Source organism: uncultured Methanobrevibacter sp., from assembly GCF_902784195.1.
Classification (GTDB): Archaea; Methanobacteriota; Methanobacteria; order Methanobacteriales; family Methanobacteriaceae; genus Methanobrevibacter.
Map to the genome: position 1 here is coordinate 91,051 of NZ_CACZTX010000009.1, position 16,093 is coordinate 107,143.

Here is a 16,093-nt window from a genome sequence, read left to right on the forward strand (position 1 = left end):
CAAATTGTAAAAAAATAAGAAGTGGAATTTATATAATTCCAGCATCTTCTAAAGCTTTTCTTAAGATTGCTTTGTTTTCTTCTAACATAGGAACTAAAGGTAATCTTAATGGACCTGCAGGCATTCCCATCATTTTCAATGCTTCTTTTGCAGGTGCAGGACTGGTTTCAATGAATAAAGCTTTGATTAAGTCATATTGTTTGTAGTGCAATTCCAACGCTTGATCATAGTTACCGTCTAAAATGCAGTTTACCATTTGAACCATGGTTCTTGGATCGATGTTAGCGGATGCACTCACCACACCTCTTGCACCAACAGACATTAAAGGAAGGGTCAATTCATCACTACCGGACAATATTACAATATCGTCTTCCAATCCTTCATCCCTTAAGAGTTTCATGGTTTTGGATACTTTGTCCACATCAGAGGAAGCTTCTTTTAAAGCAGAGATATTGTCCACTTTTGCAAGTTCCACAATGGTTTCAGGAGCCATATCCAAACTGGTACGTGATGGGACATTATAAGTGATTAAATCAATGTCCACTGCATTTGCAATTTGGGTATAATGTTCAATAACACCATGTTGTTGTGGTTTATTGTAATATGGAGTGATCAATAGAGCCATGTCTGCTCCAGCATCATCTGCATATTTGGTTAAGTCCAATGCTTCAGTAGTTGCATTACTTCCAGTTCCTGCAATGGTAGTTACCCTACCGTCAACTTCATCAATCATGATGTCAAGAACTCTTCTATGTTCATCATGGGTTAAAGTAGCAGATTCACCAGTGGTTCCTACAGCAACTAAACCGTCCACATCATTGTCAATCAACCAGTTAATATTTTGTCTGTATCCTTCTTCGTCTATGGATCCATCCTCATGCATAGGAGTGACCATAGCAACAGCAGTTCCTTCAAAACGCATAAAAAACACCTTTTTACTATTATAATTATTTTTGAATTTTTATTTCGATTATTTAATAAATCTAATCATTGATTTTTATTTCAATCTAATTTTAATTTCTAAAGAATCATATTAATTTCAAATACTTAATCAGTTAAAGTTCGTATCATTAAAAACCAAATATTTTTACGAACCTTCAAGGATTGTAAATAAAAATTAATTACAATAAAAAACGAACAGAAGATTTTACTTCTCTTAAATGAAAATAAAAGTAAACACTTCTTTATTGGGTAAAAATAATAAAAGCGAGAGTTATAAAACTCCCTTGATTAAGTCGTATGCTACCTTACCATCTTCCCAGTTAATGAATAAGACAATAGCAGTTTGGGATGATGAGATTTCGACAATGTTTATGTGTGCTTCCTTAAGTGGATTGGTGATTTCAGTGATTACTCCAGGAGTTTCAATAAAGTCTGGATTAATCATGGTTAACATTGCAATGTCCCTTCCTAAGGATATTGAGCTTAAGCTGTCTTCAGCAATGACTAAATTATGCAATAAATGGTATGCTTCATCAGCATCACATTTATCCAAGAATAAGGTAATTGAATTTTGACCTGCAGAAATTCCATAAATGTTAATGTTAGCTTCCGCTACCAAAGTTGTCATTTTTGCAAGGAGTCCAATTTGATTAAGCAAATCTTCCCCAACTAAAGCAACTACAGAGATAGGTTCAGGATGCAAGCATACTGATTTGCTCATGGAATCTTCGAAGGGACCTACAATCTCAGTCCCAGGGTCAGACAAATCACCTTTTTCAAAGCTAATGATTTTCGCTTTTATTTCAGGATCTTTAAATCTTAAAGCATGAGGGTGTAAAACTTGAGCTCCATGAGTAGCTAAATCTCTCATCTCTTCAACAGAGATGTAATCTAATTTTTCAGCTTCATTGATTTTTCTTGGATCAGTGGACATTACTCCATCCACATCAGTAACGATAATCACATTATCTGCATTTAAGCAATGACCTAATAGGAATGCAGTTACATCACTTCCACCTCTTCCTAAGGTAGTCACTTCTCCATTTTCAGTCCTTCCCAAGAATCCGCAGACAACTGGGATGATTCCTTGCTCTAAAAGTCCTAAAAGCCCTTGAGCTTGTTCTTCAGTTCTTTCAAAGTCAATTTGAGCTTTTCCATAGTTGTCATCAGTAATTACAGGCCATAAATCATGACTTGGATCTATATATTCAGATTTTACACCTAAGGATTCCAAGACTGATGAAAATACTCTGATGCTGGTTCTCTCACCCATGGATAAAATTTCCGCCAATTGCTTTTCAGTAACTTCTTTTCCAATGGATTCATCAGCAATAGCTACTAAGTCATCAGTAGTCTTGTTAATAGCTGATACAACAACCACAACCTTCTTTCCTTCCATATATGCATTTACGATAGATTGTGCAGCTTTTCTAATTCTTTGTCCATTTCCAATCGAAGTACCGCCAAATTTGGCTACAATTAATTCCATTTGTTTACACACCTTTTCTTTTAAATTAAAAATAAAAATAAAATTTTGATAAATTATATTTTATAGACTATTATCCATTTATTAATTATATTAAAGGGTATTTATATATTTAATTATTAATTTTAGATATTTTTATATAAAATACAGAATTTGTTAATAATAAATAGTGAATAATTAATAAAAATCCAAAATAAAAGAATCCAAAAATTGATAAATCAGTGAAAATTTAAAAAAATTTAAAATTGATATAAAAATTATAAAAAATAGCAGATTAAAATTAATTAATCTAAAAATAGAAGATTAAAATAAATTAATCTTAAAAAAAGTAAAAAATAAAATTAAGCTTGGTTTGCTTGTTGTTTTACTAATCTAGTAATGTAACCAGCAATTTTATTTCTTAAGTGTTTAGTACTTACAGTAGAGTACTCTGCCACTAATTTTTTGTTTTCTTCAAAATCAGTGGTAAATTTGCCTTGGTGAGTTTCAATTAATTCTTTTGATATACGTTTTACGAATGAAGTTCTAATGTTTCCCATAATCATTCCTCCAAAATTTCTCTTTGTTTATTTTTATTTAAAGTTGTTAGCATATCCATAATATCGCTAAGAATATCGTTATCAATGTTCAAGTCTTCAGCTAATTTATTTACTTTGGCATGAACTTGTTCTTCTCTTGATTTATCATAAATTTCCATGCCTAAAAAAACTTTAGCTAAAACAATACTCCTAGCAAGTGAAGTTCTTTCACTTATTAAGTTAACTAAATCATTATCAATTTCATCGATTCTTTTTCTAGACTTTTCAAGAATATCCTGAGCTTCTTCCTCATTTTCAAATAAGCCCATAATCTCTTTCTTATCCACAAAAATAACTCCATAGTTTTGATAATAATTATACTTTATATTTCATCTTATATAAACATGCTTATTGAAATTAACTTTTCTTTGTATTAATTTTTATCAAATTCTTTTCAAATGCTCTCAGAAATAATTTAATATATTAAAACCAAAAATAAAATAAGAAAAAATAGGAAATACAAGTGAAATCATGCATTACGTTAACGCTAAAAGCATTTTATCCAATAAGAATGGTATGAACCTATACAGAGGATGTTCACATGGCTGCATCTACTGCGATTCAAGAAGCAATGTCTACAATATGGACCATGCATTTGAAGACATTGAAGTAAAGGCAAATGCAACAGAACTCCTAAAGAAAGCCCTTAAGAATAAAAAGGAAAAGGTCATGATTGGAACAGGATCTATGACAGACCCATACATACCTCTTGAAAGGAAGATACAAAGTGTAAGGGAATCCTTGGAACTCATTAACAAATATGGTCATGGATTTACTTGCATCACAAAATCAAATCTAATACTCCGGGACTTGGATTTGCTTAAAGAGATCAATGAAAAGGCAAAAGTAGTCATTCAGATGACCTTGACAACATACGATGAAGAATTGTGCAAAACACTTGAACCTAATGTTTGCACTACAAAGGAAAGAGTAAAGGTATTGAAAATTCTAAATAAACACAATATACCTACAATCGTTTGGCTATGCCCTATTCTTCCATTCATAAACGATACAGAAGAAAACATCAATGGAATACTTGACTATTGCATAGACGCAAATGTCAAGGGAATTATCTGCTTTGGAATGGGAATGACATTGAGAGATGGAAACATGGAATATTTCTATAGCAAGCTAGACAAGCATTTCCCTGGACTTAAGGAAAAGTACATCAGGACTTATGGAAACAGCTATGGAATAGCTAGCCCAAATCAAAAGGAACTAATGAAGATTTTCTATAAACGAACAAATGAAAACAATATGATGAATAATCCAGAAGAAATATTCACATATCTTCATGAGTTTCCAAGCAAGGATAAAACTAAGCAGACCACTTTATTTTAAAAAAATAGTGTAAAAATAAAAAAAAATAGTAAAAAATAAAAAAAGAAAAAAAGAAAAAAAGAAGAATAATTAAATTATTCTTGTTCCCCTATTGTCCACATTTGTTTCAATGACTCTTCCATCATATGATGCCCAAGCATCCTTAACACCATCAATGGAACTTTCATCAACAATAGCTACAAATGAAGATCCAGTTCCGGACAATCCAGAAGCAAGTGCACCAGCTTGAAGTGCATCAAGAGCTATATTGTTATCAAAACCTAATACATTACCATACAAGAGCCCATTTAATGTCAATGCTTCAAGATAATCTCCATCAAGTGCCTTATTGAATGCTATTCTTACAAATGGAGCAACCAATTTCATCCTATCCACATCAGAAGAACCGCTTAATGATTCCTTATCTGGCATAAAGACCAAAATATCATAATCAGGCATTCTTTCCTGATGCAAAATTTCCCTATTTCCATTATCTGTAATTGTTAATCCTCCAAAGAAAGATGCGGAAGCGTCATCAAAAGCTCCAGTAATTGTAACTCCCGCTTCAAGGGATGCATCAATACCCATGTTTATCATTTCCAAATCTGTCAATGGCTCAAGGCAAAACTCGCTTGCAACCAATGCAGCGGTAGCCATGACAACAGCATTGGATAATGCACTGCTTGAAGAAAGCCCAGAACCTAAAGGCAAATTGGATTTTGTCTTGACTTCAATTCCCTGCCCATTTCCAAAATCCAAGCTAGGTATGATATCATCGAAATCCAATGCACTGCCTATCTTATAATAGTCTAAAACCTGTTCCACACATAAATTCATTAAATGAGGGTCAGCCCCTATATCTGATGAGCAGTTGACACCCACATCAGAAAACTTAGCCTCTGCCTCAATACCCAATCCTATACCGAATGCAGAACCGAAACCGGTTGAAATAGCATTGATTATTGTTGCAGAACCTGGAGAAAATACTGTTTTAGTCAAAAAATCACCAATTATCTTATAAATCTATATATTAATTTTAAAATCAAATGATATATATTTAATGTAAATCATTGAAAGTATTTCTAAATTTTATAAATATTTATGTGAATCATTGAAAGTATTCCTAAAAGCATTTCTAAATTTCATAAAAAAATAAAATTATAAAAATAAACTTTATATTAATGTAAATAAATATATTATAATACAAAATTTTTTATAAACGAATTTTTAAGAATAATGCAAATTTATTGAATCGAGATAATTTAAAAATATAACTAAGATGTGATACTATGAGTGAAAATAATATAAATTGGCTTAACATTGGAATAGGTGCCTTTATTATATTGGCCATAGTATTGCTTTTAGTTCTCCTTTTGCCATTTGGAAATATGGTGGAGCAACAAGATGAGATAGCAGTCATAACAATCAATGGAGCAGTTACATACGACTCATCTAACTCAACCAGAATATTTACCAGTGCAAGCCAAATAGAAAATGCATTGAATGAGGCAAATTCAAATCCAAATGTTAAGGCTATTGTATTAGACATAAACAGTAAAGGCGGAAGCCAAGTGGCTTGTGAAGAGATAGCTGACGATATTGAAAAATCATCTAAACCTGTAGTTGCATACATTGGTGATAATGGATTGGATGAAAGCTATTTGATTGCAAGCGGTGCAGATGCAATTGTTGCAAGCTCATCCTCATCAATTGGCGGAATCGGCCTTAGCTTTATTGACAGCAACAAATACTCAAAAACAAAGCTTACTGGAGTTTATAATGAAGATTATCTCAAATTGAAAAAATCAAATGAAAGCAATCCAGATAATCTTTTGAATGGTCAAAAGATGATTGATCAGGATTACACACAATTCATTAAAGCAATAGCTGAAAATAGAAACTTGAAACCTAATTATCTTGCAAAATTGGCTCATGGCAAAAGATATAATGGAAATGAGGCTAAAAATTTAGGCTTGATTGACAAGATTGGCAATAAGAATAATGCTATTAAATTAGCGGCTTCTAAAGCAAATGCAACTAATTACACTGCATTCAATTATCCTAAATCAAAGAAAAGCTTAACTGAAACTTTAAGTGAAAACAAGATATTCAATTTATAAATAAAAAATTTTCACTTTTCAATATTAACATTATCAAAAATCATTAGCCAATCTATTTTTTATCTATTTTTTATCTATTTTTATTTTGAGTTTCTATTTAAATAGGAATATTTATATACTAACGAACAATAATATATAAATAAATTTATAAAAGTTAAAGATTTTTATGAATTTATAATTACAATTTAACTAAAAACAAATAAGACTTAATTAATTTTTAAACAAAGGTGATAAAATGGTACACAAAATAGAAGTATTTACCTCACCAACCTGTCCACATTGTCCAGGTGCTGTGCAAGTTGTTGAAGAAGCAAAAGCAAAATTAGGAGACGAAATTGATGTGCAAATCCTCAGCATTGCTGATCCTGCTAACAGAGATCTAGCTATTGACTATGGAGTTCATGCAGTTCCTGCAATTGCAATTAACAATTCACTTGCATTCATTGGTGCTCCAACACTTGAAGAATTATTAGAAAGATTAGAATAATTGCAAAAACAATTTTCTAATATTTTTCTCTTTTTTTACTATTTTTATTAAAATTAAATTTAAAACACTCATTTTAAAAACATATTCTTACTATTTTTAAATCAATCCCACTATTTTTCTAAACATTTTATATAAGAATAAATAGAATTAATAAGATATATTATAATATTAATTAAATATTAAGTTCAAACATTAAGTTCAAATATTCTAAATTGAAAGAGGTTAAAACATGAAATTTGCTATGGTTGGACAGTTCCCACCACATATTGGAGGAGTTGGAGTTCATATACACACATTATCAAAGGAATTGGTCAGACAAGGCCATGAAGTGTATGTAATAACCTATCCCCATGAGGACATTAAGGACATTGATGGAATCCATGTAATCGGCACAAAGGGAGTTAATATCCCAGGACTAAGAGGATTATTCTTTGCAATAAACGCAACAAGAGAGCTAAAAAAACTCATTGAAAGGGAAAACATAGACATAATCCACGGCCATTATCTGCTTCCCGCAGGATGGTCAAGCGTTAAGGCAGGGAAATCAACCCATACCAAAACCTATGTGACTTCACATGGATCTGACATGTTTGAAACCTATAAAAAGCAAAAGTTTACTAGACCTCTCATCAATAAAGTGCTTAATGATGCTGATGTGATTCTTGCGGTAAGTGAAGCTTTGAAAGATGAAATCATAAAGACAGATATTCCAAATATTAGAGAAAAGACAAGATTGCACTGGAATAGTGTAGATGTGAGTAAGTTTAAAACTACAGAAGAAAACAAAGACAAATTTAAAAAAGAATTGGTTCAAGAATTCAACATAGATGCTGACAAACCCATCATTTTATTTGTCGGAAATATAATTAAAAGAAAGAATGTTGACTTGCTTATTGAAGCTAAAAAAGAAATGAATGTGAAAGCGAATATTGTCATAGTTGGTGATGGCCCTCATTCAAAAGAGCTAAAGGCAAAATGTGAAAAGGAAAATATTGAAAATGTTTACTTTACAGGTTCCAGAGGAGATGTTGAGGACATAATACCAAGCTGTGACATCCTAGTATTGCCATCATTCAGTGAGAGCTTTGGACTTGTACTTATTGAAGCATTATCCTGTGGAAAGCCAGTTATTGGAAGCAATGTTGGGGGAATAAATGAAATAATCACTGAAGATGTTGGCTTGTTGATTGACCCAAATGCCCCATCAGATTTGGCTAATGCAATTGATAGAGTCTTAAGCGATAAAGAATTGATGGAAAAGTTCAAGTCAAATGCAAGGGATAGGGCAAAGGACTTTGGAGAAACCAAATTGCCTTATGATGAATTGAATTGAAATTAAAATTATTTAAAAATATCATTATAAAATTTAAAGATTATAAAAATTATTAAAACATTTTCAAAATTGATTTAAATTAATGAAATTGATTTAAATTAAAAAATAATAATTATTAAGCCAAATTATAATCAGATTTTGGATAATAGTTATTAATAATAAAAAATAAACTAAATTAAAGAAAACATATTCATAAATTATAATTAATTTAAGAGGTTATCAAATGGGAGAAAAGGAATTTACCCACCTAACTGAAACTGGAGTTCATATGGTGGAAGTTGGAGCTAAGCCACAGCAAAGAAGAACTGCAGTGGCAAGCGGAAAGATTCATCTTCAAAAGGAAACAATTGACATGATCAAGAATGCAGAAATCAAAAAGGGAAATGTGTTGACAACTGCCCAAATAGCTGGAATTCAAGCTGTCAAAAAGACATCTGATATCATTCCCCTTTGCCATCCATTGAACTTGAGTGGAATCGAAATAGAATTTGATGTTGGAGAAGAGGAAATCACTGCAACTTGCGAATGTAGATTGACTGGACAAACCGGTGTGGAAATGGAAGCAATCACTGGAGTAAGCGTAGCATTGCTCACCATTTGGGACATGACAAAAGCAGTGGAAAAAGATGAAAACGGACAATATCCAGACACTAAGATTTCTGACATAGTTGTTTTAAAGAAAGAAAAATTGTAATTAAAATTTTTTTTGAAAATATTTTGATCAAACTTTTTCTAAAAGTTTGTTTTCAAATGCTCTAAGAAAATCAAGATTATTTATTAAATACAAACATATTATAAAAACTATTAGACTGATTAATATGGAAAACATCCCTGAAAACATTAAAACAATAATCAATAGCTGCTATCCATACATTGAGGATTTCAACCCTGCCCAAAAGGCAGTGATTGAATCAGGATACCTTGAAAACAATAGGAATTGTGTCATAGCGATTCCTACTGCCAGTGGGAAAACCGTGCTTGGAATAATGGCAGCTCTCAAATCCATTTTAGATGGTGGAAAAGCGGTTTATGCTGTACCTCTCCTTTCAATCCAAAATGAGAAGGTTAAGGAATTCAAGAAATTCGAGGAATTTGGAATCAATGTAGGAAAACACCCATCATCTTCAGACTTGTCAGTTATGGTCTTTGAATCATTTGATGCATTAACCAGATTTTCATGGGATGCCTTAAGGGAAGTCGACACATTAATCATCGATGAGTTCCATATGATTGGAGAATTTACAAGAGGCCCTACAATCGAATGTGCAATCACAAGGGCAAAAATAATCAATCCAAGCTTAAGAATCATTGCATTGTCTGCAACACTTGAAAATATGGGGGAAATCGAAAGCTGGTTGGATGCAACTGTTGTAGAACATGACTACAGACCAGTGCCATTGAACAAGGATGTGTTGGATGCTGAAATGTTCAATACAAAAAACAAGAATGATGTGGTTGTAAAAGTTATTGAAAAGGCAATATCCGATGATGCACAGGCATTGAGCTTTGTATCAACCAGAAGATTTACAGAAAGCCTTGCCAATTATGTTGCAGGAAAATTGAAAAAGAAAACTACTGCAGAACAAAAGAAACGCTTCAAGGAAGTGGCTGATAAGTTGCTTGCAGTGCCTGAGAAAAAGGGATCAAGACCAACCTCAACTTGTCTTAAATTAGCGGAAAGCTGTGAAAACGGTGCTGTTTTCCACCACGCTGGCCTTTTCAGTGAACAAAAGGAAATCATTGAAGAGGAATTCAGAAATGGAAATATATTGATGATTGCAGCTACTCCAAGCTTAATGTATGGAGTTAACCTTCCTTCAAAGTATGTGGTTATCAGAGACTATACAAGATGGACTTCAGATGGTCCCCAAGCAATTCCTGTTTTTGATTATGAGCAAATGTCAGGTAGAGCAGGAAGGCCTCAATATGATGATACAGGATATTCCTATTTGATTGCTAAATCCATGGAAGAGGCAATTACACTTGAAGAGCGTTACATTAACGGTCAAGTGGAGCCTACAAACTCTAAATTAATTGAAAACAAGGATGCTGTTTTCAAGCAAATAATTGCACAAGTGGCATCCACTCTATCAAAAACTCCTGAAGAGCTTCAAGACTTTTTCACCAAAACATTTTATGGATATCAAATGACTGCAAATTCTTCAATGAGCTTCTTTGCTGAAGAAAGCTTGAAATTTGAAATCATGAATGCTTTGGAATTCTTGCTTCAAAACCAGATTTTGCAGGCAACACCAAGTGGACTCAAAACAACCCCATTCGGTAATCTAATTGCAAGATCCAATTATAGTGTTGAAACCGCTGTAAAAATCAAGGAATATGCAAACAATCTCGATAACTTTAAGCCTGAGGAACTTATTTACCAATTAGCCCAAACTCCAGATATGCCTCTTATTGCATTTAAAGGCAGAAAATCCAAAGACCCTGTTCGTGAAATGCTATCAAACTATGGATTGTTTGCAATTGATATTGGAAACCCAGAAGCAACAGCAGTCTCTTTAATTGAATGGATAAATGAAAGGACAGAGTACCAAATTGAAAATGCTTATCATGTATACTCATCTTCTACCAGACGCTCTGCATATGAAGCTTCATTGCTTGTAAGGTTTACAAAGAACACCCTTGAAGTCCTTGGAAAATACTCCTATTCAAAAGATTTGGATTTCCTTTCTGCAAGACTTTATTATGGTGTAAAGGAAGACATAATACCTCTTGTAATTGGAGTGAAACGTTTAGGAAGACGTCGTGCAAGAGCATTGGTTGATGTATTTGGCGATGATTTGAGACCATATTCAGAAAAAGAGCTTCAAAAAGTTGATGGAATCGGTCCAAAATTAGCTCAAAACATTAAGAAATTTGCAGATAATTATTAATTAATTATCTCTTTTCTATTTTTTAAAAAAAAAATTAATGTTAAATTTAAAAAAAATTATTTACTATTTTTAAAAAGAGATTTTGAATATTTGAAAAAATATGAAAAATAGATAGATTTTGATTTTAATTATATAAAAAAATTTTAAAAAAAAGAAAAAATAAAAGAAGAGGATAATTATCCTCCACCTTCACAACCTTGAATGTCATTTAAGTTGGCATTGAGTTCTTCATAGCCTTCCTTAATGTCCTTGACTTGCTCAAGAGTGTCTTTATCAAGGTTATCTGAATCAACGATGTCTTTTTCATTAACCACTTCTAAAGAATCAGCTGCATACCATAAGGCAGGTTCATCTAATTTTACCCATTGCTCGTTGTCTTCTTCTTTCAAATCAACAACTTTACTTATGGTACCAGTACCGGTATATCTTATAAAGGAACCTATATCAATGGTTTCTCCTCGAATATCACAAATACTCATACTATCACCAATAGGTTTTAATAAAGTCTTCAAAGAAGAAAATAAATAGAAATTTAATTTAGTCTATTTTTACTTCAGCCTCTTCTTCAGCCTCTTCTTCTGCTTCTTCTTCATCTTCAACAATTTCAGCTTCAACTTCTTCCACTTCTTCTTTAGCGTCTTTAGCTTTTTCAGCTTCTTCAATTGCAGCTTCTTTGTTGATTTCCTAGAGATAAAGTTTTTCTTAAGGACAATGGTTATTGCATTGATTTTACCTTCTTTAGGATCAAATTCAGCATCATCAATTTTACCTACTTCATTTGCATTAGCATCTAAAGCCATCATACCTAATAATTGTTTAATTTTCATTCTATTACCTCAATTATTATTTTTCATGAAATTATGTTAAAACTAATCAAATATGGTTTGATTATTTGGAAATGGCCATATAACTAAAAAGTTATTTTTAACATAATCACCATTAATTAAGAATATGATTTGAAAATTATATAAACTTATCTAAATATTTTTTTAAAGCAATAAAATTTATATAATTATGATAATAAATTAATATTTTAAAAACAAATATAATTACTATAAAATATCATTATAAGAAAATCAAAAACAAATCTTAATAAAAATCATTAAAAAAATTTTATCGAGGGTGAACCTAATGGAAGAAGCATGTCGAATTATCATAGAAGATATCATAAATGGGAAAATAACTACTCGTCGTGAGCTCGAAGTGGAAAAAAGGCAGCTCTGTAGAGATAGAAACCTGAAGAAATTTATGAGCAATTCTGTAATCCTAGAACATGCTAGCCTTGAGGAAAAGAAAATCGTTTCTAACCTTTTAAGAAAGAAACCAACCAGAACAATCTCTGGAGTGGCAATTGTTGCAGTGATGTGCCATCCACACCAATGCCCTCATGGAAGATGCTATTATTGCCCTGAAAGTGACATTGCACCTCCAAGTTATACTGGAGAGGAGCCTGCAGCACTTAGAGGAAGAATGTTTAAGTTCCATCCATATGTCCAGTGCTACAATCGTCTAAAGCAATTGCATAAGGTAGGCCATCCAATAGATAAGGTTGAACTCATCATCATGGGAGGAACCTTCCCATCAAAGGACATATGCTATCAGGAATGGTTCGTTTCACAATGTCTAAAGGCAATGAGTGACTTTGGAGTGATCCTTGAAAACATAACTGAAATTGGGGATATTGAATCATTCAATAAAGAAGACCTTTTAAAGTATCCCCCATATAGCAACAATGCACTTAAAACTTATCCTCCAAATGATAATGTGCTAATAGATGACATCCAAAGAATTAACGAAAGCTCTAAAGTAAGATGCATCGGAATGACCTTTGAGACCCGACCGGACTACTGTAAGGAGCCTCATGTTGACAGAATGTTGAATATGGGAGTTACAAGGGTTGAGTTAGGTGTTCAAACCATCCATAACCACATTTATGAAAAGATCAAAAGAGGACATACCGTTGAGGATGTCATTGAAGCAAACAGGATTCTAAGGGATTCTGGGGTGAAAGTGGCTATGCACATGATGCCTGGGCTTTTTCCTCTTGCAAGAGATGAACCTAGAATAGAGCAATGCCCAGAAAAAGATTTGGAAATGTTTAAAACCATCTTTACAAATGAAAACTTCAAGCCGGATATGCTCAAGATTTATCCTTGCCTTGTTACAGATGGAAGTGAACTTCACAAATTATGGAAAGAAGGGAAATACAGACCATATAGTGATGAAGAAGCTGTTGAACTGATAGTTCAAATCAAGAAGATCTTGCCGAAATGGGTAAGAACCATGAGAATCCAAAGGGATATTCCATCCACATTAATTGAAGATGGAGTGAAAAAATCAAACCTTGGGGAATTGGTCTACAATCGTCTTGAAGAAGAGAATATCAATTGCCAATGCATAAGATGCAGGGAAATTGGCCATAAGAAGACCAAGGAAGAGTATTCAATTGATGATTACAAATTATTTGAAGAGGATTACATTGCTACCGAAGGCAAGGAACACTTCCTATCCATAGAAGATAAGAATGAGGAAAGCCTTGCAGGATTCCTAAGATTAAGAATGCCTTCCGAAAAAGCTCATAGAGAAGAGATTGATAATAAAACAGCTATTGTTCGTGAATTGCATGTTTATGGAAACATGATAAAGATAGGGCAGAAAGGAAGTGATATCGGACAGCACACAGGCTTTGGTGAAAAGTTGTTGAAACGTGCTGAAGAGATAAGTATCGACCAGAACAAGGAAGAGCTATTGATTATCAGCGGCATTGGAGCCAGAAATTATTACCGCAAATTCGGTTATGAACGTAAAGGCCCATATATGGCTAAAAAATTGGTTTAAATAGCACTTAAATATTTGTTTTATTAAAAAAACATCAAAAGTTGAAACAATCAGACAAGTCAAAAGTATTATATAGTTTGAAGTTAAACTAACTATTATATACATATAAAACTAATATTAAATTAACTAATATTAAATTAATGATTAAAATTATGAAAAAATGATTAAAATTTAATATTAATTATGAAAATTATATTTATTGGAGATTAAAATTTAATCAATTATTGAAAAATAATTGAATGATTACTGAATTAATCTTATTGGAGATTAGAATCGTTTTAAAAATAGGGAGATGACTTAAATGATCAACAAAGCTGAAAAACTTGCAAAAGCTATTGAATTTACTCATTTAGATAATACTGCAACCATTGAGGAAATGAAAGCATTCTTCGCAAAAGCAAAGGAATATCCTTTTTATGCTGTTGTAGTTTTACCTCATTTTGTTAAACTAGCAAAAGAAGAATTGAAAGACACTGACATGAAAGTGGTGACTGTTATTGACTTCCCATTAGGTGCAGGAAACACCGAAGGAAAAATAGCAGAAGCTAAAGCTGCAATTGCAGATGGTGCAGATGAAATCGACATGATGGCAAATATCCCATCAATTAAAGAACGTGACTTCGAATACGTTAAAAATGATATCAAAGCAGTTAAAGAAGCAATTGGAGACCACATACTCAAAGTAATTATTGAAAACCCTCTTCTTAATGAAGATGAAATGGCTGGAGCTTCCAGAATGTGTGAAGAAGGAGGAGCAGATTACGTTAAGACCTCAAGCGGATTCAATGGAAAACAACATTTCTATTCCTTGATGGAAAGTTTAAGAATTATGAAAAAGAATGCTCCGCATCTTGAAATGAAAGCAGCTGGCGGAATTGATAACTATAAGTTAGCAAATAATGTTCTTGCTGCAGGAGTAAGCAAGATTGGAACTTCTTCCGGACACATCATTATGGATCAACTTAATCATGTACTTGATAATCAGAAAGTGGATCCTAATCAAAAAACAGGCCCAAGACTTATTTAAATAAATTATACAAAATTTTATAATTTATTTATTTTCTTTTTTATTTCTATTTTTTCAAATTTTAATTATCAATAACATTCTTTTTTTGAAGCATTTTAAAATCTGCTGGTTTTATTTTTAAAAAAATAGTTCGTATATAATAAAACTAAATATTCCTCGATAAAAAAAGTGCCGTAGGCCGGACTTGAACCAGCGACATCCAGATCTTCAGTCTGGCGTTCTCCCAACTGAACTACTACGGCAAATGGACCGAACGAGATTCGAACTCGTGATCACCGCCATGTCAAGGCGGTATCATACCCCTAGACCACCGGTCCTTCTTACTCATTAAAATATGTTTATAATTATATATAAATGTTTCTAAATCAATAATTTTAGAAAATTAAAATTAAGAAATTTCATTTAAAAATAACTCTTTTTAAAAACAAAATCTTAAAAAACCGATGCCTAGAGCCTAACAAATAAAATGACAGACATATTAAAATATGTTAATAATTACATATAAACTTAATGGAAAACCATGTGAAAAAATTTTTAATTATTAAGAATAATATTTAAAAAAGTTAAACAGTATTAAAAAACAGTGCAAATAGATAAAAATATGTAAAAATAGATAAAATATGTAAAAATAGATAAAAATAGACAGAAATTTTAAAAAAAAAATAATTGGCCAATAAAGATCTTGGCCAATAGTTAACAGTTAAAAACTAGAGATAACAAACTTATTTGATTGCTAATTTGATATCTTCAGCTTTTACGGTTTTTCTACCAGCGTGGCGTGCGAAATTAACTGCTTTTTTAGCTAATTCGTCACCTTTTTCTTCAAGAGCTTCAGCTAATGCAACTTTTGCATCATCACTAATTCTTTGTGCGCCAGCATTTTTTAAGATACGACCGACAGGTGCGATTGGTAATTCACTCATATTTTCACCTCCAATTGAAAGTGTGTTCTACCTAGTATATAAATGTTTTGTTTTTTTAAGGCCATTAAATCACTTATTATTCAAAAAATAGTTGTAAAAATATAGATTTTTTAATAATGAGAAATATTAAAACTAATTAAAAAAATTT

At 32.1% G+C, this 16,093-nt stretch carries 16 protein-coding genes and 2 tRNA genes; 8 read left to right on the forward strand and 10 right to left on the reverse strand.

The window, feature by feature from the left end; genetic code table 11:
- Positions 1-28: 28 nt before the first annotated feature.
- The 4 genes from dapA to QZU90_RS07430 form a co-directional block, all read right to left on the reverse strand.
- Positions 29-922 (reverse strand): 4-hydroxy-tetrahydrodipicolinate synthase, encoded by an 894-nt coding sequence (dapA, locus tag QZU90_RS07415; protein WP_296856436.1) that lies wholly within the window; start codon positions 920-922, stop codon positions 29-31.
- Positions 923-1,213: 291 nt separating this feature from the next.
- Positions 1,214-2,431, reverse strand: a complete 1,218-nt coding sequence (locus tag QZU90_RS07420; RefSeq protein WP_295606766.1) for an aspartate kinase — start codon at positions 2,429-2,431, stop codon at positions 1,214-1,216.
- A 338-nt stretch (positions 2,432-2,769) separates the two neighbouring features.
- Positions 2,770-2,967, reverse strand: coding sequence for a 30S ribosomal protein S17e (locus QZU90_RS07425; RefSeq protein ID WP_295606763.1), 198 nt, complete (start codon positions 2,965-2,967; stop codon positions 2,770-2,772).
- A 2-nt stretch (positions 2,968-2,969) separates the two neighbouring features.
- On the reverse strand, positions 2,970-3,293 hold the full coding sequence (locus QZU90_RS07430; RefSeq protein ID WP_295606760.1) for a chorismate mutase: 324 nt from the start codon (positions 3,291-3,293) through the stop codon (positions 2,970-2,972).
- A gap of 184 nt (positions 3,294-3,477) precedes the next feature.
- Here QZU90_RS07430 and QZU90_RS07435 point away from each other — a divergent pair, with 184 nt between their 5' ends.
- A complete protein-coding gene (locus tag QZU90_RS07435) occupies positions 3,478-4,347 on the forward strand; it encodes a radical SAM protein (RefSeq protein WP_295606757.1) in 870 nt (289 codons plus the stop codon).
- Positions 4,348-4,416: 69 nt separating this feature from the next.
- On the opposite strand, the gene QZU90_RS07440 is transcribed toward QZU90_RS07435, so the two are convergent.
- On the reverse strand, positions 4,417-5,325 hold the full coding sequence (locus QZU90_RS07440; protein ID WP_295606754.1) for a shikimate kinase: 909 nt from the start codon (positions 5,323-5,325) through the stop codon (positions 4,417-4,419).
- Between the two features lie 290 nt (positions 5,326-5,615).
- Here QZU90_RS07440 and QZU90_RS07445 point away from each other — a divergent pair, with 290 nt between their 5' ends.
- The 5 genes from QZU90_RS07445 (at position 5,616) to QZU90_RS07465 (ending at position 11,157) form a co-directional block, all read left to right on the forward strand.
- Positions 5,616-6,446, forward strand: coding sequence for a S49 family peptidase (locus tag QZU90_RS07445; protein WP_296856439.1), 831 nt, complete (start codon positions 5,616-5,618; stop codon positions 6,444-6,446).
- Positions 6,447-6,681: 235 nt separating this feature from the next.
- On the forward strand, positions 6,682-6,933 hold the full coding sequence (locus tag QZU90_RS07450; RefSeq protein ID WP_295606748.1) for an MJ0307 family thioredoxin: 252 nt from the start codon (positions 6,682-6,684) through the stop codon (positions 6,931-6,933).
- A gap of 229 nt (positions 6,934-7,162) precedes the next feature.
- A complete protein-coding gene (locus tag QZU90_RS07455; protein ID WP_296856441.1) occupies positions 7,163-8,266 on the forward strand; it encodes a glycosyltransferase family 4 protein in 1,104 nt (367 codons plus the stop codon).
- Positions 8,267-8,489: 223 nt separating this feature from the next.
- Positions 8,490-8,960, forward strand: coding sequence for a cyclic pyranopterin monophosphate synthase MoaC (gene moaC, locus QZU90_RS07460; RefSeq protein ID WP_296856442.1), 471 nt, complete (start codon positions 8,490-8,492; stop codon positions 8,958-8,960).
- 115 nt (positions 8,961-9,075) lie between these two features.
- Complete coding sequence (locus QZU90_RS07465) at positions 9,076-11,157, forward strand: DEAD/DEAH box helicase (protein WP_296856611.1); 2,082 nt, start codon at positions 9,076-9,078, stop codon at positions 11,155-11,157.
- Positions 11,158-11,333: 176 nt separating this feature from the next.
- Here the strand turns inward: QZU90_RS07465 and QZU90_RS07470 are convergent, their stop codons facing one another.
- Both QZU90_RS07470 and QZU90_RS07475 read right to left on the reverse strand, forming a co-directional pair.
- Entirely contained in the window at positions 11,334-11,636 is a 303-nt protein-coding gene (locus QZU90_RS07470; protein WP_296856444.1) for a DUF2098 domain-containing protein, read from the reverse strand.
- Between the two features lie 69 nt (positions 11,637-11,705).
- Positions 11,706-11,984, reverse strand: coding sequence for a PRC-barrel domain-containing protein (locus QZU90_RS07475; RefSeq protein WP_296856446.1), 279 nt, complete (start codon positions 11,982-11,984; stop codon positions 11,706-11,708).
- A gap of 304 nt (positions 11,985-12,288) precedes the next feature.
- On the opposite strand from QZU90_RS07475, the gene QZU90_RS07480 reads away from it, so the two are divergent.
- Positions 12,289-13,995, forward strand: coding sequence for a tRNA uridine(34) 5-carboxymethylaminomethyl modification radical SAM/GNAT enzyme Elp3 (locus QZU90_RS07480; protein WP_296856448.1), 1,707 nt, complete (start codon positions 12,289-12,291; stop codon positions 13,993-13,995).
- A gap of 301 nt (positions 13,996-14,296) precedes the next feature.
- Complete coding sequence (gene deoC / locus QZU90_RS07485; RefSeq protein ID WP_296856450.1) at positions 14,297-15,022, forward strand: deoxyribose-phosphate aldolase; 726 nt, start codon at positions 14,297-14,299, stop codon at positions 15,020-15,022.
- Positions 15,023-15,191: 169 nt separating this feature from the next.
- Here the strand turns inward: deoC and QZU90_RS07490 are convergent.
- From QZU90_RS07490 to QZU90_RS07500, 3 genes are all read right to left on the reverse strand, one after another.
- Positions 15,192-15,264 (reverse strand) — tRNA-Phe (locus tag QZU90_RS07490).
- A gap of 3 nt (positions 15,265-15,267) precedes the next feature.
- Positions 15,268-15,339: transfer RNA gene (locus QZU90_RS07495), tRNA-Val, on the reverse strand.
- Positions 15,340-15,744: 405 nt separating this feature from the next.
- Complete coding sequence (locus tag QZU90_RS07500; RefSeq protein WP_012956484.1) at positions 15,745-15,945, reverse strand: histone family protein; 201 nt, start codon at positions 15,943-15,945, stop codon at positions 15,745-15,747.
- Positions 15,946-16,093: the final 148 nt, after the last annotated feature.